Below are 23,765 nucleotides of genomic sequence, written 5' to 3'. Positions count from 1 at the left end.
ACATCCAAGAGCACCCTTTACCCCAGGCGCTCCTCCTCCTGTTCTGATACACCGGGCTTGAGATGCGGGGGCAGAGGCAGGGTCAGATTGTAGTGAATGGATCCCAGTCTGAGAAGGATCGTTGCCAGGATCCCTCCCAAATCGGCAAACGGGATCTCGATGGGCAAAGTCAGGAGATACACCCAGCTGCCCACAAACGAGCAGGTGGCATACAGACTGGTTTGCCGAAACACAATCGGAATTTGGTTGATCATCACATCCCGCAGAATGCCACCGAAGACCCCGGTAATCACCCCGAACAGGGAGGCGATGAAGATCGGCATTCCGGCTTCTAGCGCTGCTGCACACCCGGCAACGCTAAACAGTCCTAGCCCCAACGCATCGATGAGGTCAAAGGTTTTTTCTGCCAAAGGGTGCAAGGGCTGAAAAAGCTGAGGTAGGTAGAGAAACACCAGCGCCAACCCAAAGATCAGAATCAGATATTCCTGATGGCTGACCCAAAAGAGGGGGCGGCGTTCCAGCAGCACATCCCGCAGGGTGCCACCCCCAAAAGCGGTAATGGCCGCGACGGTGAAGGTGCCAACAAAATCCATTCGTTTGCGTCGGGCTGCGATCATGCCTGAAAAGGCCGAGACCACCACCGCACTGCCCTCCACCAATGAACCCAAAGAACCCGAAAGAGCATTCCATTCCATCAGGGATCCCCAGCGGATGCGTGAGAACGTTGTCAGGATCCCATACCAAGGGCGAACCCCTCAAGAATGGGTCGGATCAGCTTCTCCCAGGGGAATTGCCTCTATTGCCAAGGCCGCCTCAGCCTCTTCTGTGCGCACATCCCGCAACAAACTCTCTAAAGAAGTATGGGCTTCTGCTTCTAGGTCTACACCTCCTGAAGGGATGCGACAGGTCGCTGCTGGCGCGAACCCTTCCGGCAGCCACCCCAAAAACGGCAGCGGCAACAGCGTGGAGAGATTCGTCAAGATCAACAGCATCCCCAGCGTGGTGAAATCTTGCTCTGTCACCCCCAGCCCGTACATGAGCAGGGATCCCAGTTCTTGCGAGAGAAACCCTGCCAAATTAAACGCCGACATCAGCAGAGCAAACAGAGTGGCCTCGATCCCCGGTGGACACAGCCGCGCTGCCAGCACCAACACCGGCATAAAGGCAATTTGCCCCGCCACCGTCAGCACCAGGCTATCCCCCAAACTAAACCAGTGGTCATCAATGCCCCAGCCCCGGTTCCAGTGATAGACCAAGATCAGACTGGTCAGGCCCAACCCCGCCGAGATCACCGTCATCCAGCCAAACAAAGGACGCAGTGGGATCCGCCGCAGATAGACCTGAAAGATCCCCACCCCGATCAAACTGGCGATGCTCGTCACCAGCCGCACCTGCCCCAAAAACTCTGGTCCAAACCCCAGATCATTGGTGACGAAGTAAAAAAAGGCCACATCTGCGCTAGGGGTTGCCTGCCAGACAAACACAAACAGCACCGGCAACAAAATACTGGGCTGCCGCACCGCCCGCCATACCTCCCCCACCTGTTGTTGCAGCGGATCCCAGCCCTGAGACAGAGCGACCGGATGATCAACAATCACTGAGGCCGAGCAAGCGATCAACAAGGGCAAAAAGGCCGTCGCCCCAAACACCACCTGGGGCGGATAGTGGGCCAAGAGCGCTCCCCCCCAGTAGGCGGTCAACAGGGATCCTAAGGCCGTCGCCCCCCATGTCAAAGATTGCAGCGTGCCGGTACTGGCCCAGTCGCTCTCCCGTACCCGCTCCACCACTAGCGAATCGACGATCACATCCCCCACCGCCACCGCCAGGGATCCCAGCACCACCCACATTGTTGCCAGACCTGCCGTCGGCGCCCAGAAGGCCATGCCCAACCAAGCCCCGCATCCCCACAGGCCAGAAAGCACTAGGTAGGGTTTTCGCCGATAACCAGCAATCGGTAGCGTATCCGACAGCAAGCCGTATAAAGGTTTGAGAGTCCAGGGAATCACCGCAATACCCGTTAAGGCCGCCACTTGGGCCGGACTCAACCCCAAGCTGTCTTTGAGGTAAAAACTGGTGGCCAGCCGTGCCAACCCCACTGCCCCCTGCACAAAGTACACCAAGAGGATCCCGAATAGCTCCGGTGTCCAGTGAATGCCCCGCAGCGGGGTGGGGGTGAGTCCGCGCAGCCGTCGCAGCAGGAGTGGAATCATGCGTGAAGGAATGTTAACGGTCTTCTTACTGTAGCCTTTTTGCTCAGGGATCCCCGGCCTCGACAGATGACATCTGTAAAGATCCCAAGCCCTGAGAGCCCTTTGGCCCACATGGCCGACAATGCGAGGGAGCCCTTCTTGGATTTCTCATGAGCTGGCAACGCCCAGATGGTCGCACTCCTGCCCAATTGCGTTCGGTCTCTTTTGAGCGGCACTTTACCCGCTATGCGCCCGGATCAGTTTTGGTCAAGTTTGGCCATACCCACGTTCTCTGTAACGCCAGTGTGGCTGAAGAAGTCCCCCCCTTTTTGCGGGATAAAGGCCAGGGCTGGCTGACGGCCGAATACCGCATGTTGCCCGGAGCCACCCAACCCCGACAACCGCGCGAGCTGATGAAGCTGTCGGGCCGTACCGCCGAGATCCAACGGCTGATTGGGCGCAGCCTGCGCACCGTCCTAGATTTTCAGAAGCTGGGATCCCGCACCATCATTCTGGATGCCGATGTGTTGCAGGCGGATGGGGGCACGCGCACCGCGGCGATTACCGGGGGCTATGTGGCCCTACACGATGCCATCACCTGGCTATATAAACAGGGCTTGCTCGATCCAGCACAGGGATCCCCCTTGCGGCAGCAGGTGGCGGCCCTTTCGGTGGGGATTGTGCAGGGAGAGGTGATCGCGGATCTGTGCTACGAGGAAGACAGCCAGGCGGAGGTGGATATGAACATCGTCATGAACGAGCAGGGATCCTTTATCGAAATTCAGGGCACTGCTGAACAAACCTGCTTTAGCCGTCCCCAGTTGATGCAGATGCTGGATATAGCCCAAAGCGGGATCCAAGAATTGCTCCAGGCCCAGCGACAGGCGCTCTATCTTTCCCCCCTCCATTAAGCTCCAGTAAACGTTCTGTATAAAGCAACTGCCTCAGAACAGGGTTTTCTCGCTACAGAAATGGCGCAAGAGAGCGCTAAGATGAACGGATTGTAAACTTTTCCTTGCCAGGAATTTGGGTGTATGGGTGAGGTGATGCAACCCCAATTGACCCGGAGAAGGCCACATGTCCCGTTTTGTGTTCGGATCTGAGGAGCTTGCCCCCCTGCTCAGGCAGCAAAGCCGACAGTTCACAACCGGATATCTGCGCATTCACCTTAGAGGGGCGGATCCCTCTGAAGGGACAGAGTCTTGGGTGCTCACCTACTACCACGGCAGGCTGATTTTCTCCGCCGATCAACCCCTTGATATCCAGATTTTTCTCAAGCGCCTGTGCCGCTTTATCCCCCGCCTGAACTTGGGCTGGTCGCAGCGGGCAATCCGGGTGGTGCAGGAGCGCCTGATGAAAGAGAACTCGCTGCAGGAGCTGATCGAAGGCATGACCCAACTGGCCCTGCTCAAGCCGGGGGAGGTGGAAGATGCCCTGTGGCTGAACCTCCTGACAGACTTTGACCGGTATCTGTTTGAGCGGGCGGGCACCTGTCGCTTTGAGGTGCAAGAGCGGGTGGCCCAAGATGCCCCAATCGGCGGTTTCGAGCTGGGGCCGCTGCTCCAGGAGGCTGCCCAACGGTGCGATCAATGGGTGGCCCTGAAGGTGGCGATCCCGACGATGCTGGCGGTGCCGGTGGTCAACTGGGAGCGCGTCAATCGCTATCGCATCACCGAAGAACAGCGGCAAAAGCTCCACAGCCTTACCAAAGAGGGTCAGTCGCTAGAGGTGATCGCCAAGAGGCTCTCCCGCGATCGGCTGGAAGTAGCCACCCTCTTTGCCGGATGGCTGAAAAAAGGCTTGATCAGCCTACAAACGCCCCCAGAATTGCTTCAGGCCAAGCGCCACAACCCGATTACCATTCTGGCGGTGGATGACAGCGTGGTGATGCAGGAGATCATGCGGCAATCGTTGCCCAAGTATCAAGTGATTACAACGGGCAACCCTTCCGAAGTGCTCCACCTGCTGTTTCAGTACCGGCCCCATTTGCTGCTCATGGATGTAACAATGCCGGGGATCGATGGGCTGGAGCTATGCCGGATTGTGCGCAATTTGGAGGAGTTCAAATCCATTCCCATCGTCATGGTCACCTCGCGAGATGGCCTGTTGGATCGCATCCGCGGCAAATGGTCGGGTGCAACGGCTTACCTCACCAAACCCTTCACCGAAACTCAACTGAATGCCGAAATAGAGCGCCTTTTGGCCCAACAGCCCCACTTGCAGAATCCATTGTCGGGTCTGGGGATCAAGGTGGAGCAACCCACCCTGTTCCGGGGAGTCCCTACCTCCCTCGGAGATCAGGCCAACGCGTGAAGAACCCGATGCCCTTCGCACAAATTCACACTAAGGGGATCCCGCCTCGCCCATAGAGCTGGGATCCCAGGCTTTGTAGGGAGAGAGTTGCCCCCCCTGCACCTGAACGATCTGGGCAGCCCTAAGCCAACGGGCATCGAAGGATCCCAGATGAGTGGTAGTGACCAGGGTTTGCACGCGGCTTTGAATGGCATCTAAGAGCTGGTTTTGCCGATGCAGATCCAACTCCGCCAGCACATCGTCCAATAGCAGCAAGGGTGGCTCCCCGATCACCTGCTCGATCAGCTCTAGCTCCGCCAATTTCAGAGCCAACACCAAGGTGCGTTGCTGTCCCTGAGATCCATAAGCGCGGGCGGCGCTATCGTTGATGCTCATCTCCACATCATCCCGATGAGGCCCCACCAAGGAGCTGCCCAAAGCCAGTTCAGCCGTGGCTTTCGCTTGAATTTCCTGCATAAACTGGGCTTGCACCACCTCAGCAGTAGTCTGGGGATCCGGCAGAGGCACTTGGGGACGATAGGTCAGCTTCAGGGTTTCCCGTCCACCGCTGATGGCCTGATGCCAATGTTCCGCCAGAGGATCCAAGCGCTGTAGTAGTCGTGCCCGTCGGCGCATGATGCGGCTGCCTGCGGTGGCCAACTCGTCATTCCAAAAGGCCATTTCCGTGGCGACATCCGTTGAGAAATGCCCTGCCGGATCCCGCTGGGCTTTCAGGAGGGCATTGCGCTGTTTCAGCACCTTGCGGTAGTGCTCCAGCAAGCCAGTGTAAATAGGCTCCAGTTGAGTCAACACCCCATCCAACCAGTTGCGCCGGGACTCTGGCCCACCCCGCACCAACTCCAGATCGAGGCTGGAAAACAAAACGGCATTCACCTGGCCGAGAAACTCCGATTGACGGCGTAGCGGTTGCCCGTTCACCTTGAGGGAGCGCCTGCCACTGCTGCGCAGATCCATCACCAGTTCGTGCGCCACCCCCAGCCGTTCGATGGTGGCGGCAATTTGAGCCTGAGGGGAGTCGTTACTGACCAACTCCCGCTCCCGACTAGCCCGCCGTGAGCGTAATGTAGCCAGCAGTTCTACGGCCTCCAGCAGGTTGGTTTTGCCCTGAGCGTTATCCCCCACCAAGATCGTCTTGGGCGAGCCAAAGTGAATCCCTTGATCGCTGTAGTTGCGAAAATGCCGCAGATGAAGGGAACGCAGATACACAGAAATCGAGAAAAGAGGAAGACGGTGACTCTCTACCTCAGGGAGCTTTACGGACTGAGGCTTAGCTCACTATAAGCTCTCACAGACTTTCCCAACTCTACACAGGATCTGAGGCTGAACATCTGCAGGACAAAGGCTTGCGAGCAACCGGCATTCATGGGATAACTTATTAAGAACTATTCTCAAATGCGAGCGGCCCTGTGATCTTTGGCTAGGCCCATCTCATGCTCATTCATCCGCCAGGAGACACTATACATGTCCACACTTCATGTCCAGCTGCCGTTGCGTAACCCCCAGGCTGGCTTGGGCTGGTTCCCCAGTTTTACTTACACTGACTGGCAACAAGGGATTGGAAGGGGGCTACTGGCCAGTGTGCTCCTGCTTGGCCTAGGCCGTGGGGATCCGGCGCGGGCGGAGATGCCTTCCTTTGCTCTGTCGGCGGAGGGGTTTACGACAGCTGCCGATGTGCGGCCCCACAACCGCCTCAGCCTAGATATTGCCGAGATCAACGGCGCTTTGACCGCATTTCCACCGGATTATTCGGCTGCTTTGCAACGGTATGCTTTTGGGCGGCATTTCAACTGGCGGGATAGCTCCCATTCTCTGGCGTTCTTTGCCGATGACTACCAAGGTAGAATGCCACGCACATTGCCCGGTGCCATCGCCCTGGGATGGGATCCCACCTTTCAACATCAATTTTTAACTTCTGCCCTGATGGGTACGGGAGCCTTTTCGGGACAAAACCAACGTCGTTCCCTGTCGGATGCAGCCCGCATTGCCGCCATCCGATCGGGGATCCTGGCCACCGTCTTGAATTGGTGTCGGCTGGAGCTGACGGAAGCCTCCATCCGTGGCCCCCAAGACAACAACTGGAGCTTGGCCAACGGATCCCCAAAAAACTGGAGCGAGCTGTTTGCCTTTTGGTATGGCGTGGAAGGCCAGCACTCTCTGCATGCGGAGATGAGCCGAATCAGCACTCGCTTCGGGCTACCCGAACACCCAACCCAGAGGGTGACACAACCTTTGGCGGCAGGTCAACCGGCTCTACTGGAAAAACGTTGGCCAGAAGCAGAGGCAACTTCCGTACAACAAGCTTTGGATGTGGCGGCACTACTGCTGTTTTTGGATCGGGTGGCGGATTTGGACGCGGCAGTGGCCGCAGGTGGGGATACTGCCTTGGCGGCTCAATGGTCAATTCGCGGGGCCTGGCTGGCGGCTGGAGATACCTTGGGTCGCGCTAACCCCGAAGAGGGCAAAGCTCTACATGAAACCCTTTGGGCTATCGAAGAGTTTCCCAATGCCACCACCCTCAAAGACGCTGTGAATCAGGCCATTGATCAACTTTCCCTACCCAGAGAGGCCTTTGGTTCAGCGATTTGAACCTTATTTGAACCCTCATAGGAGCCTTAATGAGTTCCATCCAACCTGTTGCTACTTTCTCACCTCCCTTTTCACCGCTTCCGCTTGTTCCCACAACGGCACTGGGGGAGACCAGAACCTTTAAGCGGGGGGATCCCTTGCCTCTTACAGGGGGAATCCTGTGGCAAATCGAAACAGGCGTGCTGCGCACCATCACTTGTGGGATCGAAGGAGAGCTATTAACTCTCGGAGTGTGGGGAAATGGCGATGTGGTTGGATGGGAACAAAATTTACTTCAAGAGGTGGGGGCAGAGTGCTTATCCTGGGTGGAAGCCAGACTTTTACCCGTAGAACAACTGCAATGTTCTTGTCAGCAGGAACCAAGTTGGATCCAAGAGGCAACCCTGCAGCATATACAGCGTTGTCAAGAAATGATTCGCATCTTACAATGTCGAAAACTTTACCCAAAATTGCTGCATCTGTTGGTTTGGATCGCTCAAAGATTTGGAACTTCTGAGGGGGAAAGTTATCGCCTCAATCCTGCTCTCACCCGCCAAGACCTAAGTGAAATAATCGGGACAACCCGGGTAACGGTAACAAGATTTTTCCATCTTTATGAACAAGCTAAATTGCTCCGCCGTCTAAAGGATCGCTCCCTGGCAATTTATGCGGAGAAAATTAAGAAGATAGGGTTAGACTATTAAATTTTAATGATGTCGCATCATTCCTAATGCTGAGCAGTTTGAAATCCTCACCTTCTATTTAACCACCCTGTCAGCATAGCCAGAGCAAACATTCCCAACAGAGCCAAACCCAGGAGCCACCTTCCCTGCTCTAGAACACCGGCCCCAAGGGCTACTACAGGAGGAGTAGAAACTGCAATACCCAGCACCAAAGACAGAGTAAAATTGTGCCATTTCATTTGATTTAGTCCAACCGCATAAGAAACAAAGTCAAACAGGCCCGTCATTAAAAAGCCTGAAGTAAGAAAAACATTGTTCTCTAGATAGTTGCTCGAGAGCGCATCAACCTTATACATGAACTTCTGTCCAACCATCCTTTGAACCAAATGTCTTCCAAATCGCTTAGCCAAATAAAAATTAAGCATGCAGGCCAGAAAATCAGCAATCGCTATGTAAAGAATGCCCGCTCCAAAGCCAAAGAGGGTTCCCGATAAGATGGAATAAACGGTACTGGGTATAGCCGGGATGAGAATACTTATGGAACGTAACCCAATGAGGGCAATGGGGGCCCACAGACCCAAGCTAGCGATGGATTCTCGGATTGTCTCAGCATCCAGTCGATTGGCCAATAAAACTGATAGGATTAGGATAGAAAGCAAGAGAAAAAGAGAAAAGATATCCTTAGACTTTCTGGATATGGGAGCTAATAAAATTGAGGAAGTTGGCAGTGTTGCTGGGTGAGTATCTAGCTGACCATCTGAGTGAGCAAATGTTGTGCCTGGAGGATAATACAAATCATCCTTGAGGATCCAGCCGGTCTGCTGCTGAAGATAGTCATGGGTGCTAAGCCCCATTGCTTTGGCTGCTGCGGCAACCGTTTTGTAATCTAAGCCCAATTGGTTACAAAGCTGTCTTTGTCGGATCCCTTGTGGTGATTGCATAATGTAAGAGAGAAAATGCACATCATTAAGTATCATACAATTATTATAAATTGCCGGTTTTGATTTTTGACAATCAAGGATACAGTCTTTTCCAGTAATACATACTACAGCCGATGCAGGTCAATCCTTTGTCTGACAAGAATTTCTTCTTTACCTTGTGTCGTACATGAAGTCAGAAAAGGCTTCAGCTTAAAGGATAATTTCTTTATAAGAAAGCAGTCATATAGCTCTTCTCGACTAATCTCTATTTTGGCAAGGCGCTGACATGATTTTATGTATTGCGGATGTTCTCAGCCTGGTAGAGCTTAATGAGATTATAGAGCTGCTGAGTCAAGCAGATTTTATGGATGGAAAAATAACAGCAGGGTGGAATGCCAAGCTGGTTAAAAACAATATGCAACTGCCCAAGGGATCCTCTCAAGGGCAGAGAGTACAGGAGATCATCACTGCGGCTCTGGCTCGCAGTTCACTGTTTCAATTGGCGGCTCGGCCTAAAGTGATACATCCCATTTTGGTCAGCCGCTATCAGAGGGGTATGTTCTACGGGATCCACACGGATGATGGCCTGATGGTGACCCAACAGCAGGTGATGCGCTCAGATATTGCTTTTACATTATTTTTAAGTAATCCCGAAGATTATGAGGGAGGAGAGTTAACTATAGAAAGCAGCGAAGGGGAACGGGCCTATAAATTGCCCGCTGGTGCCATGGTTCTTTATCCCGCCTCAACCTTGCATCGAGTCGCAAGTGTTACCCATGGGATCCGTCTGGCCGCAGTCAGTTGGGTGCAAAGCTTGGTGAGGGATCCGCAGGAACGGGAGATTCTCTTTGACCTAGAAACGGTACGCCAGCAACTATTTCAGAAATCTGGCAAAACTCGCCAATTTGATTTACTCTCCAAAACCTATGCCAATTTGTTGCGAAAGTGGGCAGATATCTAGAGTATCCGAGGTTCGGCACATTAAGGACTGTGTCCCGCTAGAAAAAGCTATACATAGAAATTAAGGAAAAGCAGAGGATATCAATATCATCAGCCACCTCGTAAAACTTGTGCCAACTGCTCACAGGCTACCTTGATTTTTTCCAGACTACCGGGATTCACCAAGCCGTAATAGTCAAACCCATACACCCTCTTGGTTTGTACCGCCTGCAGTTGATTCCAGAAGGGACGGGACTGGAAGAAGGCTAAGGGATCCGATGCCTCCGGGTTGACCACCAACAGAATCTCCGGGTTGGCCTCCAGGATGCGCTCCGCCGAAAGGGTGACATAGCCCCGAAATTGCCCTTGGCTTTGCAGGGTGGCCGTCAGATTGTCCGCACCAAAGCGTTCCAGCAGATCTCCCGCCCAGCTTTGCCGATTGGGAGAGAGAATGGGTTGGGTGCCCGCCAGGAGCAGGGTTTTGGGTTGGGGATCGGGCTGTTGCTGGGGTAAGAGGGATCCATACTCCTGAAGCAACGGTTGAGGATCTGCGCCTAGGGCAGTGGCCAGGGTAGTGATCGTCTCTTCGAGGGCAGCCCAACTGTTGACCTGGGTAAGATAGGTGGGGATCCCCAGTTCCTGCAACCGTTCTGCCAAGGCGTTGTGAAAACCACTGGCTCCCACTACCCAATCCGGTTGTAGAGCAATAATTTGCTCCAGATTGGGCTGGTTGCCTAGACCCAACCGGGCAAGGCCCTGAAAGCGTGGATCGGATTCCAACAATTGTCCTGCGGGGATCCCCACCAGTTTATCCGGGGCCAGATGATAGAGAATATCCGCTGTCAGGGTGGTAAGGCTGGCAACTCTATCGACAGGAACTTCCGGCAAGGGTTGTGGGATCCCCCCCTGTGCCCTGACAGCACGGCTTAAGCCCCAGGCTCCCAGGCCAGAGAGAGCGAAGGCCAAGGTTTGACGGCGGGAAAAACGAGACAGCATGAGCAATCTCCAAAGCGAATTAAAAGCAATTAGTTGAGGGCAAATTGGATGGGCACAGTTACCCAAGAATCAATGGGAATGTTGTTTCTCAAAGCCGGGGTGAATTGCCAGCCCTGCACTGCCTGTTGAGCCGCGTTGTCTAAGGCTGGAAAGCCACTGGAGGTGAGAATTTCCACATTTTGCACTTGCCCCTGGCTGTTGACCTTGGCTTGCAGCAGCACCTGTCCCTGTTGGTTGAGGCGACGGGCTTGAGGGGGATATTGGGGAGGGGGATTGCGGCCCGGAATCGGTTGGGCCAGGGTATCCGGTTGTGGGTTGGCGGCAACGGCGGGTGGAGCTGGGTTGGGAGATGCCGCAGCTCCGGGGGCAGTAAGGGCAGATGAACTGGAGCTTGGCTCACCAGAGGGTTCCGGCGAGCCGGATTCGCTGCCACGGGGTGTTGAGGCAGGAGCAGCGGCTTGAATCCCTTGTAACAGGGGGGTAAAGCGGGGTGCTGGAGGGACGGGGTTCGCGGCAGCAGCGGGATCCAGGGGGGGCTCCTGGGCAATCGGGGCGGGGGTTGGGGTAACCACTGGTGCGGGTATCGGCTCTGGGGTTGCTGCGGGAATGGGGGTAGAGGTGGGTGAGGGAGTCTCAATTGGCGGGGGAGGGGGTGGCGGTGCTGTAGGGGCAGGCGTGGGGGTAATCAACGGAGTAGGTGGTTGGGGGGTAGGAGTTGGGGGCGGTGGGGGGGTAGGGATGGGTTCGGGGGTGGGTGTAGGAGTTTGTAGGGACAGCAAAGATTCGGTCTCCGGAATGGGGGAGATCTCCTGCTCTTGAGGTATGGGCTCTGTCAAAACCGGATCCGGTGGATCTGGTGGTGGGATTGGCTCCGATGGGGGTAGGTCGGGTTCGGGGGGCGGGGCCGGCAGATCTTCTGGAAGAGGTTCTGTTGGCGTCAGCGGGACAGATGCCTTGGGGATCTGCTCTGGTGAAGGTGCTTCTGAAGCTGCTTCCAAATCCGCCTCGGATAATGCTGGCTCTTCTGCCGGTTCCTCCAGCAAAAGGGTAATCGGGATTGGAGTTTCCCGTTCTGGCAAAGGCCGGGATCCCCACCAGGCCACCCCCAGTAGCACCAGCACATGCAAAAGTAGGGAAACCCAGCTCTCCCAGCGCAGCGGCTGGGGATCCCTTGTCTGCACCCGTGGAGCCGGAGGATCTGCTAAATCCTCTTCTAAATAGATACGGGCCACACACAGGGCTGTACAGCAACAGCTAGCCCGCAGGGCATAGCTGAGAATCCCTTCGCTGTACTGGATCCATCGGATCCCCAAGATCCCGTTCGAGCCTCGGCTAGATCCTTGGCCTCGCTCCTGCGCCCACAGGCCCAATTCCAACCAAACTAGTCCAACCCCGTAGGCAATACCTTCCTGCTGCCAATACCACCCTTGCAAGTGCAGCAAAAGTGAACCCTGGGATCCCTTCCGAGGAGAGTGGGATCCCTTAGAGGGGAGGGTGGATCGCTCAGCAAGCATGGGTCAAGGCATCACCAGAACTAGATTCAGGGGTACTAGATTCAGGACTTTCCCACCGGGAAGATCCCTAAAAACGAGCAGAAAAATTCAAAGCCACATTCCTGCCGGGCTGGGCACGCCGCTCCACTTCCGGGCCCACAAACAGGCTGCGAGTTTCGGAGTAGAGGAAATACTTCTCATCGAAGAGGTTGAACACCCCAAAGTTCAACTGCCAATTGTTATCCAGGTTGTAGTAGGCCAACAGATCCACGACGCTGTAGCCACTGGCTACAAAGGGAATTTGGGGGGGAGCATTGGGGTTGGTTTGCACAGGCTCCCGCTGCGGATCGCGGGGATCCGCTACCAAAGTGGCAATCAATCTGGCTCCCCAAATCTGGCTGGGATCGTCGTAGTGCAACCCCAGCACCGCCGTTAGCGGCTCGATGGAAAGCAGGGGTTCATTGTCGGTGAGATTATCCCCCACCGCCCAGGCAAAGCTGCCATTCAGGCTCCAACCTGTCAAATCTGGGCTGAAGAAATACTGGCCTGTGGCCTCTACCCCATAGATGCGGGCACGGCTGACATTTTGGCTCTGGAAAAGAATCACCGGCGGCGGTGGCGGGCCACCAGGCGGGCCGGATCCGGGGGGAGAAGGTTCGGATCCCACTTCTCGGAAGGCTTCGATAAAGTCGTTGTAGGTGTTGTAGTAGGCAGCCAAGCTAAAACTGGCCTGAGGGTAGATCCCCCGCAAGCCCACCTCAAAGCCCTGGCTGGTTTCTGGGCGTAGATTGGGGTTGGAGAGGGTGCGGTAGCGAAAAAAGGGACTAGTGAGGTTGGTGAAACCGCTGTTGATCTCGTTGTACTGGGGGGCACGAAAGCCCGCCGCATACTGGGCTGTGAAGGTGAGGTTGGGGTTGAGGCTCCACACAAGGCCCAGCTTGGGGGAGATGGCATCAGCAAACAGGCTGACAGCCTCTGCTCCGCTGCGCAAAAAGTCTTCATCCGGGCTGGGGGTGAGGTTGTAGGTGTCGTAGCGGATCCCGGGGATGAGGGTGAGGTTGCCGCCATTAAAGTCAATTTCATCCTGGAGATAAAGGCCGAAACGCACTGTATCGGAGTCGGGAAAATCTTTGGTGGGGAATGTATCGGGGGGAATGTTTTGGGTGACTGCCCCTGTTTGTAGATTGGTTTGGAAGCGGTTGCGGGGCCGCTCGTTGCGAGTGGTGGAAAGATCCATTCCATACACCAAGCGGTGGGCAATATCCCCGGTTTGAAAACGGCTTTGAGCCTGCAAATTCGCCCCTAAAATGTTGCTGATTAGCTCGTTAAACGTATCCCTTCGGACAGGCACCGGCTGCCCCTGCACGGTGATGGTGCGATTTTCCACACTGGGTTCTTGGGTGCGAGCCGGCTGGTAGTAAATCTGCGCAGTGGCCAACTCAAAGGCTGGGGTATCGGGGTTGGCATAGCGGTATTCCAGGCTGAATCGAGTCCGCTCCGTGTCAATAGTTTCTTCAAAGAAGCTGATGCCCGTTGCCAAGTTGCGGGGAGTGGTGGTGGTCGTGGTGCGACGGTTGAAATACTCTCCGGTCAAGTTGAGACTGTTGTACTCGTCAAAGCGATAGACCAGCTTGGCCAAGACGTTGTCTCCCGCTTCCCTCTGGGGGTTAACAAGGTTGGAATCGGCTTTAATATCGGTTTCCCGGCCATCCCGGCGGGTATAGATGAGTAGAGCCTCCAAGTTGTCCTGCCGTCCCGCCAAGCTCACGGTATTGACAAATCCTTGGTTGCTGCTGTCGTACTGACTGGATAAGCCCACGTGGCTATCCCGCTCCCCTAGTAGATCCCCCGGATCTAAAGTTGTATAGGTAACAACTCCCCCAAGAGCATCGCTGCCGTAGAGGGTAGAGGCGGGGCCACGGATAATTTCTACGGTTTTTAGGGTTTCTAGCTCGAAGCTGTCTCGTCCAATGTTGAAAGGGCCAAAGGTAAAGCGTTCCGGCTGCCGGATCCCATCCACCTGAATCAGCACCCGGTTGGCATCTAGGCCACGAATATTGAAATCCTGAAACCCATAGCGGGGATCCCGTCGTACACTCACCCCCGGCTCGTAGCGCACCAAGTCCTGAATATTTTGGATTAGCTCCTGCCGCAGGCGTTCCCGGTCGATCACTGTAATGCTGGCGGGGGAATCTACTAAGGAGCGCTCGGTGCGGGTGCCGGTGACGGTAACCTGTTGCAGGTTAAAAACCGGTGTACCCTCCTGCTGCAGCACCCGCAGATCCGCCTGCAGCCGCTCTACTTCCGCCTGATCCCCCCGTTGGCGGGCCGCTTCTATCTGCGCTTCTAGCTCCCGGATCTGTTCTTGCAAGGGGGTTGCCCCTTGCACAGGAGCTGGGGTCGCTTGAGCCAGCACCGCCGGGTCTGACAGGGACTCCGTCACCTGTTGGGCTTGGCCCCAAGCCAGGGATCCCCAGCCTAAACCAACACTCAACCCCAAACTCACGACTCTGGACAAACGACCGATAACGCTCATATCGCCTCACTCACAGAAAACTCACAGAAAAAAGTTCAAAAGTTCAGAAAAAAATTCAAAACCAACCCATCACCCGTGTCATCCCTCACACTGACAGAGGCACGGACTCTCCACTGGCTCCCACAGTGGCTAAGGGACAAAGCTGCCAACCCACCGGGGTAAGGATCCACTCCACTTCCAGGCCAAACACCTGGGCCACCCGACTGGGGGTCAAGACTTCCCGTGGGGATCCCATCGCCTGTAACTGGCCGGATCCCAGCAGAGCAATGCGTTGGCTGTAGCGGGTTGCCAGGTTCAGGTCGTGCAACACCGTGATCACCGTTAACCCCCGCTCCTGATTGAGTTGTTGCAACAGCTCCAGCAACTCCAGCTGGTAGCGCAGATCCAAAAAAGTGGTGGGCTCATCCAACAGCAACACCTGCGGCTCCTGCACCAGAGCCAGAGCCAAGAAAGCCCGCTGCCGTTCTCCACCCGATAGGGTTTCCAGTCGTCGCTCCGCCAGGGATCCCAGTCCGGTCTGGGTTAAGGCCTGATTCACTCGCTGCCAATCTGCTCGCTGCAACTGCCATTGCCACCACCGCTGATGGGGGGAACGCCCCAAACTCACCAACTGCCGCACCGTCAGCCCCTGGGGGATCCGCTGCTGTTGGGGTAAAAGGGCAAGCTGCTGGGCCACCTGTTGTGGGGTGAGTTGCCGATGATGGATATCCCTGCCGTTCAGTTCCACCCGTCCGGATAAGGGCGGTAACACCCGGCTCAGCAGCCGCAACAGTGTAGATTTGCCGGATCCATTGGGGCCGACAATGCTCAGCCATTCCCCTCGTTCCACCTCCAGGCTTAGATCCCGCACCACCGGTTGGGATCCATAGCCCCCCGTCAAGTGCTCCGCCCGCAGAAGTGTCACCCCTTCCTTCATAGACCCATCCCTCGCCGCTGCAGCAGCCAGCCAAAAAAGGGGGCTCCCATCAGGGCAGTCACGATCCCCACTGGCAGCTCTACGGATCCCAAACGGGCCAAGATATCCGCCCCTCCCAGCAACCCCGCCCCTGCCAGGGCCGAGAGGGGCAATAGCCAACGGTGATCGGATCCCACCGTCTGCCGCACCATGTGGGGCACCACCAACCCGACAAAGCCGATCAGCCCCCCGACACTCACCGCCGCCGCCGCCAACAACGCCGCTACCAAGCCGATCACGACCCGCGTCCGCGCTATAGGGATCCCTAGGCTGACGGCCATCTCCTCTCCCAACCCCAGTAGGTTCAAAGCTCGCGCCTGCCCCCAACCCAGCCCCAATCCCAAGAGGATGTAAACCCCGGCCACCTGCACCTCCGGCCAGCCCCGCCCGCTCAGGCTGCCGATCAGCCAGGTTAGGGCCACCTGCACCCGCTCATCTGCCATCAGCAGCAAAGTAGAACTGATGGCTCCAAATAAGGCACTCACCGCCACCCCCGCCAAGATCAGCCGCTCCACCGACACCCCTACCCTGGTGCGTGCCAATCGGTACACCAACAGGGTGGTGAGCAAGCCCCCCGCCCAAGCTGCCAAGGGCACCCAACGGCTCCATTCCCCCAGTGTCAGCAACCCCACCGCCGCCAGACCTGCCCCTGCTGAAATCCCCAACAAATAGGGATCCGCCAAGCCATTGCCCAGCATTCCCTGCAACAAAGCCCCAGCCATGCCCAGAGCTGCCCCCACCAGCTGCGCCAACAAAGCCCGTGGCATCCGCAACTGCCAAAGAATCGTCTGCCGGGTGGGATCCCCCTGTCGCCACAAAGCTTGCCAAACCTCCCCCCCACTCATGGGCACAGAACCAAAAGACAAAGAAAACAACAGCAGCACACTGACGCCACTGAGTAGCAGACAAGCTAGACCAACAGGACGAGATCGCCATAATTTCTGACTACAGTTGCTATCAGTAGTGGACAGCGAACGCTCATTGCCAACCAGCACCTCAAGAACCTCTAAAGTCTGGGATGATTAGAAAAATCAAGCTCCTTTAAGGCGCAAAAACTGCCTAGAGCACGGAAAAAGACAAGCCTTTTATTGAGAGTTAACCTCAATAGTTGTGTAGTTGTCAGGATATCAGTGCTTTTTAGATATTGCAAGTCAGTACCAGTAAGTCTGGAGAAGAGTTGCAGGGAATGGGTCTAATCCGGCTGAGCTATCAGCCTTTGCCCGCATCGGTTTCCGCAACAGCCTAAGCCATTGCGTGCTAACACAATGATCCTGAGGGTCAGCCTGATGCCTACCGGCTTAGAGCTGGCCGTCGTTTTCGCCGGATTGTCGGACAGGATCCTTACCTTAGATCCTTATTTTTGAGATTGTTGAGTGTGCCGCTATGTCTTCATCCTCTTCTCCTGCCCCAACCTGGGATGCCCTGACTGTGGATCCCACCCTGCTCACTCCGATGATGCAGCACTACGTAGAGCTGAAGCGGCAATATCCCCATGCCCTCCTGCTCTACCGGCTGGGGGATTTCTACGAGATGTTTTTTCAGGATGCTTACATCGTCTCGCGGGAGCTGGAGCTGGTGCTCACTGGGCGAGAGGGGGGAGCGCTGGGGCGGATCCCGATGTGTGGCGTGCCTCATCATGCCTTCGAGCGCTACGCAGCCCAGTTGGTAGGCAAGGGCTATGCCATCGCCGTCTGTGAACAGATGGAGCCAGCAGATCAGGCCAAGGGCTTGGTGCGGCGGGAAGTGACGCGGGTAATCACTCCGGGTACTCTTTTGGAAGAAGAACTGCTAAAAGCCCGGCAAAACAACTATCTGGCAGCCATCGTCCGCCTCAAAAACCTGAAACAGCCGGATCCCCCCTGGGGCTTGGCCTATGCCGATATTTCTACAGGAGAGTTTTGGGTTTGCCAGAGTACGGGGCTGGAGAGACTTGAGCAAGAACTAGCGCGGCTCCAACCAGCGGAGATCTTGATCCCAGCGGAGGATGGCCTGGGCTTGACTTTGATTCGCCCCGGGGATCCCCAAGCCCTCCTCGATCTACCCAGCCAGTATAGCTATACCCTGCGCCCCCCAGAACCGTTTGAGTTGACAGTGGCTCGGGATCATCTGCTGCAAACCTACCGCCTGCGATCTTTGGAGGGGTTGGGTTGTGCGGGGCTGCCCCTGGCGGTTCGGGCGGCAGGCGGACTGCTGCAGTACCTAGAAGAAACCCAGAAGAACCTGGTGCAACCCTCCCCAGAGGGGATCCATCCCCTGCTTCAGCCCCCCCGCACCTACCAACTGACGGATTACCTCATGTTGGATCCGCAAACCCGGCGCAACCTGGAGCTAACCCAGACGATCCGGGAAGGTGCGTTTGCCGGATCCCTGCTCTGGGTGCTAGATCACAGTCGCACCGCCATGGGGGGACGAGCGCTGCGACGTTGGCTGTTGCAGCCTTTGTTGGATCCAGATCAGATCCAAACCCGTCAGGACACGATCCAAGAATTGCTGGATAATCCCTCCCTGCGCACCCGCCTCGGCTCCCTGCTGGACTCCCTCTACGATCTGGAGCGCTTGGCCAGCCGCGTCAGCTCCGGCACGGCCAACCCACGGGAACTGGTGGCTTTGGGATCCTCTTTGAGCCAACTGCCGGATCTGGCAGACTTGGTGGCGGAAGCCCAAACCCCTCTCCTGCAAAGCTTACAACAGGTGGATCCCGCCCTGTCGGATTTGGGTCGGCTGATTGGGCGCACCCTGCTCCCCTCGCCACCGCCCATCCTAACGGAAGGGGGATTGATTCAACCGGGGGTGGATCCGGCGTTGGATCAGCTGCGGCAACAGGTGGAGCAAGACCGACAGTGGATTGCCAATTTGGAGAAAATTGAGCGCGATCGCACCGGGATCCCAACCTTGAAAGTGGGCTTTAACAAAGCCTTCGGCTATTACCTAAGCATCAGCCGCGCCAAGGCCAACCAAGTGCCAGAGAGCTACATCCGCAAACAAACCCTGACCAACGAGGAGCGCTTCATCACCCCCGACCTGAAGGAAAAAGAAGCCCGCATCCTCACCGCCCAGACCGACATCAACCAACGGGAATACGAACTGTTTTTGCAGCTGCGCCTCCAGGCGGGATCCGAGGCCGAATCCATTCGCCAAATCGCCCAAACCATCGCCGCTGTAGATGCCCTGCTGGGTCTGGCGGAAGTGGCGGTGCAACAGGGGTATAGCCGTCCCCACATCACCCAGGATCGCCGCCTGTACATTGAGGGGGGCCGCCACCCCGTGGTGGAAAAATCGCTGCCGAGTGGGTTATTCGTGGCCAACTCTGTTGATTTGGGATCCCCTGAGGGCACCGATTTGATGGTGCTGACGGGGCCGAATATGTCCGGCAAATCTACCTACCTGCGGCAAATTGGGCTCATCCAAATCCTGGCCCAGATGGGCAGCTTTATCCCGGCAGAACGAGCAGAGTTGGGCCTTTGTGATCGGGTGTTTACGCGGGTGGGGGCGGTGGACGATCTGGCCACCGGACAATCCACGTTTATGGTGGAAATGAACGAGACCGCCAACATCCTCAACCATGCCAGCGAGCGTTCTTTGGTCTTGCTAGACGAGATCGGGCGCGGTACAGCGACTTTCGATGGTCTTTCCATTGCCTGGGCAGTGGCGGAATACTTGGCCACCCAAGTGCGGGCCCGTACCCTCTTTGCCACCCATTACCACGAGATGAACCAACTGGAAACGCTGCTGCCCAATGTAGCCAACTTTCAGGTGGTGGTGAAAGAGTTGGGAGATCACATCATCTTTTTGCACCAGGTGCAGCCAGGGGGGGCAGATCGCTCCTATGGCATCGAGGTGGGGCGCATGGCGGGTCTGCCCAAGCCGGTGATTGAACGGGCCAAGCAAGTCTTGGAGTTAGTAGAAAAGCACAGTCGCATCGGCCTGGGCCTGAGAAACCAAGGGCGAGATCATCCCCCCAAAACAAAAAAGCCAGCTCAGGATGGGATCCCCAGCGGCGATCAACTGTCCTTGCCACAACTTGCCGCTAGTGCGAACACCTCCATGCCGCTCTTCCCCGATTTGCTCTAGCCCTCATCGGGATCCCGTTCCTGCAGAGCAAAGGTGGCCGCCAATACGTCCAGCTCATCCCGATGCCCCTCTACCCACAGCCGCGCTCCAAGCTCCGCTTCCTGTAGTTTTAAGCGAACCTGTTCTGGCCGTTGGTTGCGCTGCCGATAGTACCAACCCGCCCAAGGGGAAGCCAGCATCAGCATCCAGGGCCATCCTCCCCATTGGGGCTCAAGGGTATGCACCACCAGGGCCAAACAGGCCAAGCCCAACCCCGCCAGCCCCGTCAAAAAAGCCGCCAACCCCGCACTGGCCCTAGCCTCTCCTGCAAAGGTGGCAATGCCCTCTGAATCGGTGGACTGCAGTTGGTAGCCCCGACCTCGCAAATGGCTTCGCAGGGCGGATCCCATTTCCTCCAAACTACGGTTGCTAGAATAAAGACGAGCCTCAACTCGATCTTTGCCAGAAGCTCGCAGAAAAAAGAATAGCCCGATGGCCAGTAGCGCCGTCAGCGTTAAGGTCGAGACCGTCTCCCCCCTCAGAGTGCTGTCTGGCAGAGCAATCGCTAGTCCAAGGGCTTGAGTAGAGCTAACCCTGCTTCTGCTCAGTTTCTCTACCATCGCCAGTTTGCCTTCCACCATGGATCTGAATCCCTCTTGGGGTATTTGAACAGGAACAATCCATTTTCAATCCATTTTATTGAATGGCTTACACGTTGTTCAGACGATTCAGGCCTCGAGGATTGGCCGACCGCCTCGCTCCCCACCATTGTCCGAAATAATTGCTGGCTTTAGCAGAGACCTCCCCGAGGGCAATACGCTTTTCGGCAGTGGCTGTGACGGTTGAGACAGCAAAGCTCTACGTTAGATCTCATGCATCTGAATCGAGAAGAGCAACTATAATTAAGTTATGATAAGAGGCTCACGCTCTACTATAAACGGATCCCTCCGTTGCTGCTTCCGTCTCCCTTGATGAGGCGCAATCTAGAAGCCAAGCTCCTGAAGAGGGTAGTGCCACATCCACTTGGATGATGATAGCGCGAGGCCACACCGTTGTTGGGGAACACTAGATTTAACCCGCTCTGTACTGCCGTTATTACCCTTTCAGTCCACTTGCCCACCCGCCTCTGTCGCTATAGCCACACCTTACATGTCTAACTACGAACCTGATCTCAACGACGTTTTATCGATGGCCGATGGCCCTACTGATCTCCTCGATAACACCGAGGGGGTGGAGGTTGATATGGTCGATAGCGAGTTTTTAGAAGAGGAACCTGCCCGCCGCTCTACCGACCTTGTACGCCTCTACTTGCAAGAGATTGGCCGCGTCCCTTTGCTGGGGCGGGATGAAGAGGTGTCCCTAGCCCAAAAAGTCCAGGACTACATGAAGCTCTTGGAGTTGCGCCTGCGCCTGCAGAAAGATTTGGGGCGGGATCCCACCCAAGCGGAATGGGCCGCCAAGGCTAACCAAAACCCCGAATGGGAGCACCTTACCCCTGAAAAGCTACAACAGATACAGCGGATTGGTAACCGTGCTAAGGAGCACATGATCAAGGCCAACCTGCGCCTTGTGGTATCGGTGGCGAAGAAATACCAAAACCGCGGCCTGGAGCTGCTCGATTTGATCCAGGAAGGCACCCTTGGGTTGGAACGGGCCGTCGAGAAGTTTGACCCGAAAAAAGGTTATCGCTTCAGCACCTACGCCTACTGGTGGATCCGGCAGGGCATCACCCGCGCCATCGCCACCCAAAGCCGTACCATCCGGCTGCCCGTCCACATCACCGAAAAGCTGAACAAAATCAAGAAAGCGCAACGCAAAATCTCGCAGGAGAAGGGCCGTACCCCCACCATCGAAGACATCGCCTCTGAGTTGGAGATGACCCCTCCCCAGGTACGGGAGCTACTGGTGCGGGTGCCCCGCTCTGTCTCCCTCGAAACCAAAGTGGGCAAAGACAAAGATACCGAACTGGGGGATCTGCTGGAAACCGACGACATTTCGCCGGAAGAAACCATGATGCGGGAGGCACTGCATCGAGATCTGCAGCATTTGCTCTCGGATCTAACCACCCGTGAGCGGGATGTGATCCGTATGCGCTTCGGCCTGGGGGATGGGCGTACCTATTCTCTGGCGGAGATTGGACGCGCCTTGGATCTGTCGCGGGAACGGGTTCGGCAAATTGAGGCCAAGGCCCTGCAAAAGCTACGGCAACCGAAGCGGCGTAACCGGGTGCGCGATTACCTAGAGGCGATGGGCTAACTCCGGCCTCGGCTCAACTTACCCATAAGACGACCAGAGCGATCCCGGATTTGGGCTGCCACCCAGTCCATTTCCGGGATCCGCAAAAACAGCGCCCCCACCGTAAACAGTCCTAAGCCCAGCCCAGCCGCCAATCCGGCCCAAATGAGTGTTGTCAGGAATGGGGATCCGAGCACTGCAACCGTGCGCAACTGAATCCAGAGCCAGGCACTCAGGCCCCCAGCTAAGGTGGTGATGCCCAGCAGAGGCAGCAGGCTGCGACCCATCTCTAGCCAAGGGATCCCCCCCAAGCGCCTGTGCAACTGGATCCCTAGCCCGATCAAGGCCAGAACATTGACACCAGCGGTGGCCAGGGCGATGCCCGGCCCTCCAAAAGCTCTAAGGAAAAGAAAGTCCAGCAGCGCATTGAGACCAATGGCAAGGGCACTGATGCGCAGGGGGGTGGCTCCGTCCTCTAAGGCGTAGAAAATGCGCACCAATACATCCCGCAGCAGATAGCAGCTCATACCAACGCCATAGGCCATCAGCAGGGCCGCTACCTCCTGGGTAACTTCCGGAGTGAAGCGACCCCGTTGATAGGCCACCTGCACAATCGGCTCCGCCAGAGCCACCAGCAGCATCGACAGGGGCAAAGTCAAAATTGCTGTAATCATCAAGCCCTGTCGGATGCGTTGGCGCAGTTCTGGCCAGAGGGACACATCCCCGGCCAACTGGGCATAGAGGGGCATGAAGGGCACCAACACCATATTGGAGAGGATCCCGAGGGGAGTTTGCACCAAAAGTTGGGCGTATCCCAGGTTGCCAATGGTGCGATCCCCCGGCACGAAGGAGGCAAAAAACATATCCACATAGACGTTGATGTGGATCATCCCGGAGGAGATCACAGCCGGCAACATCAGCAGCCCCACCGCCCGTACCTGGGGGGATCCCCACTCAAACCGTAGGCGTGGTCGTCCCAACCCCAACCGTATTTGCAAGGGCACCTGGGCCAACCACTGGGCTACCGCCCCGATCACGATGCCCCAGGCGATCAAAGATGGGATCCCCGTCCACCCAAAGGCCAGCAAAACCGCAATTACAGCCAAGCTGGAGATCAGCGGGCTGAGGGCGGGCAAAGCATAATGCTCGGCGGCATTTAACGCCCCAAAGCCAATGCCGATTAACCCTGAAAGCAGCGCTAAGGGGGCCATGATCCGCAGTTGGGTGGCAGCCAAAGCGTGAACTTCTGGACTCGCCCCTGGCGCGTTCAGGCGTACCACCCACTCCGCCCCCCACCACAAGCCCAGGGTGACCAGCAAGAGTAGACAGCCCACCAAGGTGGAGATCGACTCTAACCATCGAGCCGGGTCTTCCAGGGCGGGATCCCGCCGTTTCTTCAGGATGCTGACGATGGCGCTGTGGAAAGGGCCGTTGATCCCCCCCAGCAAAATCAGCAGAAAGCCCGGCAGAATGTAGGCCACCCCAAAGGCGCTGTACTCTGGCCCCGAGCCGTAGACCGCCGCGATCAGGGCTTGCCGAATGAACCCCATGCCCTTGCTGAGCAAAGTAGCCCCGGCCACCAAACCCGCCACCGAAAGCAAAGAGCGGGATGGCAGCGGGGATCCCACCGGGGTTTCTTCCTGAGTCGCAGCATCCTCAATCATCGGCTTCCCCGCAACATCACCCATCCCCACAACATTGGCCACCAACGGCGGCTAGAAACCTCAGAGGAGTACCCGCAGCCAAGACACCATTATCTGGGATTTCCGCCAAACCCATTGAGCCAAATCCGCCGAGATGCGTCGCAGGGCTCCAACCCTAGCCGTTAGGCTTGGTCGGGGGTGTAGCAGCTGAGATGGGGAGAGATAGAGCGTGCCGACAAAGAGATTGG

Annotated in this window: 18 protein-coding genes; 7 read left to right on the top strand and 11 right to left on the bottom strand. The window is 56.5% G+C overall.

Annotation, left to right across the window (positions count from 1 at the left end):
• Positions 1-17 precede the first annotated feature (17 nt).
• Positions 18-695, bottom strand: coding sequence for a trimeric intracellular cation channel family protein (locus tag L1047_RS04065; protein ID WP_235277532.1), 678 nt, complete (start codon positions 693-695; stop codon positions 18-20).
• Between the two features lie 60 nt (positions 696-755).
• Complete coding sequence (locus L1047_RS04060; protein WP_235277531.1) at positions 756-2,210, bottom strand: folate/biopterin family MFS transporter; 1,455 nt, start codon at positions 2,208-2,210, stop codon at positions 756-758.
• A gap of 149 nt (positions 2,211-2,359) precedes the next feature.
• On the opposite strand from L1047_RS04060, the gene rph reads away from it, so the two are divergent.
• On the top strand, positions 2,360-3,100 hold the full coding sequence (gene rph, locus L1047_RS04055; protein WP_235277529.1) for a ribonuclease PH: 741 nt from the start codon (positions 2,360-2,362) through the stop codon (positions 3,098-3,100).
• Positions 3,101-3,266: 166 nt separating this feature from the next.
• Positions 3,267-4,502, top strand: coding sequence for a response regulator (locus L1047_RS04050; protein ID WP_235277528.1), 1,236 nt, complete (start codon positions 3,267-3,269; stop codon positions 4,500-4,502).
• A gap of 30 nt (positions 4,503-4,532) precedes the next feature.
• Here L1047_RS04050 and recF read toward each other — a convergent pair whose 3' ends face one another.
• Positions 4,533-5,708 (bottom strand): DNA replication/repair protein RecF, encoded by a 1,176-nt coding sequence (gene recF / locus L1047_RS04045; RefSeq protein ID WP_235277527.1) that lies wholly within the window; start codon positions 5,706-5,708, stop codon positions 4,533-4,535.
• Positions 5,709-5,963: 255 nt separating this feature from the next.
• Between recF and L1047_RS04040 the strand changes: the two genes are divergently transcribed.
• Both L1047_RS04040 and L1047_RS04035 read left to right on the top strand, forming a co-directional pair.
• Complete coding sequence (locus L1047_RS04040; protein ID WP_235277526.1) at positions 5,964-7,088, top strand: hypothetical protein; 1,125 nt, start codon at positions 5,964-5,966, stop codon at positions 7,086-7,088.
• 179 nt (positions 7,089-7,267) lie between these two features.
• Positions 7,268-7,771, top strand: coding sequence for a Crp/Fnr family transcriptional regulator (locus tag L1047_RS04035; RefSeq protein ID WP_235277525.1), 504 nt, complete (start codon positions 7,268-7,270; stop codon positions 7,769-7,771).
• Positions 7,772-7,818: 47 nt separating this feature from the next.
• On the opposite strand, the gene L1047_RS04030 is transcribed toward L1047_RS04035, so the two are convergent.
• The gene (locus tag L1047_RS04030) at positions 7,819-8,727 is read right to left on the bottom strand and encodes a TVP38/TMEM64 family protein (protein ID WP_235277524.1); all 909 of its coding nucleotides are present in this window, start codon (positions 8,725-8,727) and stop codon (positions 7,819-7,821) included.
• Between the two features lie 229 nt (positions 8,728-8,956).
• Between L1047_RS04030 and L1047_RS04025 the strand changes: the two genes are divergently transcribed.
• Positions 8,957-9,631: a Fe2+-dependent dioxygenase gene (locus L1047_RS04025; RefSeq protein WP_235277523.1), complete on the top strand. Its 675-nt coding sequence runs from the start codon at positions 8,957-8,959 to the stop codon at positions 9,629-9,631.
• An 89-nt stretch (positions 9,632-9,720) separates the two neighbouring features.
• Here L1047_RS04025 and L1047_RS04020 read toward each other — a convergent pair whose 3' ends face one another.
• The 5 genes from L1047_RS04020 to L1047_RS04000 all read right to left on the bottom strand — a co-directional run bounded on the left by L1047_RS04020 (position 9,721) and on the right by L1047_RS04000 (position 16,473).
• The gene (locus L1047_RS04020) at positions 9,721-10,605 is read right to left on the bottom strand and encodes an ABC transporter substrate-binding protein (protein ID WP_235277522.1); all 885 of its coding nucleotides are present in this window, start codon (positions 10,603-10,605) and stop codon (positions 9,721-9,723) included.
• A gap of 29 nt (positions 10,606-10,634) precedes the next feature.
• Positions 10,635-12,119: an energy transducer TonB gene (locus tag L1047_RS04015; RefSeq protein ID WP_235277521.1), complete on the bottom strand. Its 1,485-nt coding sequence runs from the start codon at positions 12,117-12,119 to the stop codon at positions 10,635-10,637.
• Positions 12,120-12,186: 67 nt separating this feature from the next.
• Positions 12,187-14,634 carry a TonB-dependent hemoglobin/transferrin/lactoferrin family receptor gene (locus tag L1047_RS04010; protein ID WP_235277519.1) on the bottom strand — a complete coding sequence of 816 codons (2,448 nt, stop codon included), beginning with the start codon at positions 14,632-14,634 and terminating at the stop codon, positions 12,187-12,189.
• Between the two features lie 85 nt (positions 14,635-14,719).
• Positions 14,720-15,550 (bottom strand): ABC transporter ATP-binding protein, encoded by an 831-nt coding sequence (locus L1047_RS04005; RefSeq protein ID WP_235277517.1) that lies wholly within the window; start codon positions 15,548-15,550, stop codon positions 14,720-14,722.
• The gene (locus L1047_RS04000; RefSeq protein ID WP_328286025.1) at positions 15,547-16,473 is read right to left on the bottom strand and encodes a FecCD family ABC transporter permease; all 927 of its coding nucleotides are present in this window, start codon (positions 16,471-16,473) and stop codon (positions 15,547-15,549) included. The genes L1047_RS04005 and L1047_RS04000 overlap by 4 nt, the downstream gene beginning before the upstream one ends.
• Before the next feature lie 499 nt (positions 16,474-16,972).
• Here L1047_RS04000 and mutS point away from each other — a divergent pair, with 499 nt between their 5' ends.
• Positions 16,973-19,660 carry a DNA mismatch repair protein MutS gene (gene mutS / locus L1047_RS03995; protein ID WP_235277515.1) on the top strand — a complete coding sequence of 896 codons (2,688 nt, stop codon included), beginning with the start codon at positions 16,973-16,975 and terminating at the stop codon, positions 19,658-19,660.
• Here the strand turns inward: mutS and L1047_RS03990 are convergent.
• A complete protein-coding gene (locus L1047_RS03990) occupies positions 19,657-20,280 on the bottom strand; it encodes a cofactor assembly of complex C subunit B (protein WP_235277514.1) in 624 nt (207 codons plus the stop codon). The genes mutS and L1047_RS03990 overlap by 4 nt on opposite strands.
• Positions 20,281-20,788: 508 nt before the next feature.
• On the opposite strand from L1047_RS03990, the gene sigC reads away from it, so the two are divergent.
• Positions 20,789-21,895, top strand: coding sequence for an RNA polymerase sigma factor SigC (sigC, locus tag L1047_RS03985; protein ID WP_235277513.1), 1,107 nt, complete (start codon positions 20,789-20,791; stop codon positions 21,893-21,895).
• Here the strand turns inward: sigC and murJ are convergent.
• Complete coding sequence (gene murJ, locus L1047_RS03980) at positions 21,892-23,538, bottom strand: murein biosynthesis integral membrane protein MurJ (RefSeq protein WP_235277512.1); 1,647 nt, start codon at positions 23,536-23,538, stop codon at positions 21,892-21,894. The two genes, sigC and murJ, sit on opposite strands and share 4 nt — an antisense overlap.
• Positions 23,539-23,765: the final 227 nt, after the last annotated feature.

The sequence above is a fragment of the Synechococcus sp. Nb3U1 genome (assembly GCF_021533835.1).
In the GTDB taxonomy this organism is placed as follows: domain Bacteria; phylum Cyanobacteriota; class Cyanobacteriia; order Thermostichales; family Thermostichaceae; genus Thermostichus.
The sequence above is the reverse complement of the archived record's forward strand: the minus strand, read 5'-3'. Positions and strand labels throughout refer to the sequence as shown.

What these genes read in the sequence shown, in the direction of transcription:
- murJ (WP_235277512.1), bottom strand. Translation starts at nt 23,538, where the DNA reads ATGATTGAGGATGCTGCGACTCAGGAAGAAACCCCGGTGGGATCCCCG.
- L1047_RS04050 (WP_235277528.1), top strand. Translation starts at nt 3,267, where the DNA reads ATGTCCCGTTTTGTGTTCGGATCTGAGGAGCTTGCCCCCCTGCTCAGG.
- L1047_RS04020 (WP_235277522.1), bottom strand. Translation starts at nt 10,605, where the DNA reads ATGCTGTCTCGTTTTTCCCGCCGTCAAACCTTGGCCTTCGCTCTCTCT.
- L1047_RS04005 (WP_235277517.1), bottom strand. Translation starts at nt 15,550, where the DNA reads ATGAAGGAAGGGGTGACACTTCTGCGGGCGGAGCACTTGACGGGGGGC.
- L1047_RS04010 (WP_235277519.1), bottom strand. Translation starts at nt 14,634, where the DNA reads ATGAGCGTTATCGGTCGTTTGTCCAGAGTCGTGAGTTTGGGGTTGAGT.
- L1047_RS04015 (WP_235277521.1), bottom strand. Translation starts at nt 12,119, where the DNA reads ATGCTTGCTGAGCGATCCACCCTCCCCTCTAAGGGATCCCACTCTCCT.
- L1047_RS04060 (WP_235277531.1), bottom strand. Translation starts at nt 2,210, where the DNA reads ATGATTCCACTCCTGCTGCGACGGCTGCGCGGACTCACCCCCACCCCG.
- L1047_RS03990 (WP_235277514.1), bottom strand. Translation starts at nt 20,280, where the DNA reads ATGGTGGAAGGCAAACTGGCGATGGTAGAGAAACTGAGCAGAAGCAGG.
- rph (WP_235277529.1), top strand. Translation starts at nt 2,360, where the DNA reads ATGAGCTGGCAACGCCCAGATGGTCGCACTCCTGCCCAATTGCGTTCG.
- L1047_RS04040 (WP_235277526.1), top strand. Translation starts at nt 5,964, where the DNA reads ATGTCCACACTTCATGTCCAGCTGCCGTTGCGTAACCCCCAGGCTGGC.
- L1047_RS04030 (WP_235277524.1), bottom strand. Translation starts at nt 8,727, where the DNA reads ATGATACTTAATGATGTGCATTTTCTCTCTTACATTATGCAATCACCA.
- L1047_RS04065 (WP_235277532.1), bottom strand. Translation starts at nt 695, where the DNA reads ATGGAATGGAATGCTCTTTCGGGTTCTTTGGGTTCATTGGTGGAGGGC.
- L1047_RS04025 (WP_235277523.1), top strand. Translation starts at nt 8,957, where the DNA reads ATGATTTTATGTATTGCGGATGTTCTCAGCCTGGTAGAGCTTAATGAG.
- sigC (WP_235277513.1), top strand. Translation starts at nt 20,789, where the DNA reads ATGTCTAACTACGAACCTGATCTCAACGACGTTTTATCGATGGCCGAT.
- mutS (WP_235277515.1), top strand. Translation starts at nt 16,973, where the DNA reads ATGTCTTCATCCTCTTCTCCTGCCCCAACCTGGGATGCCCTGACTGTG.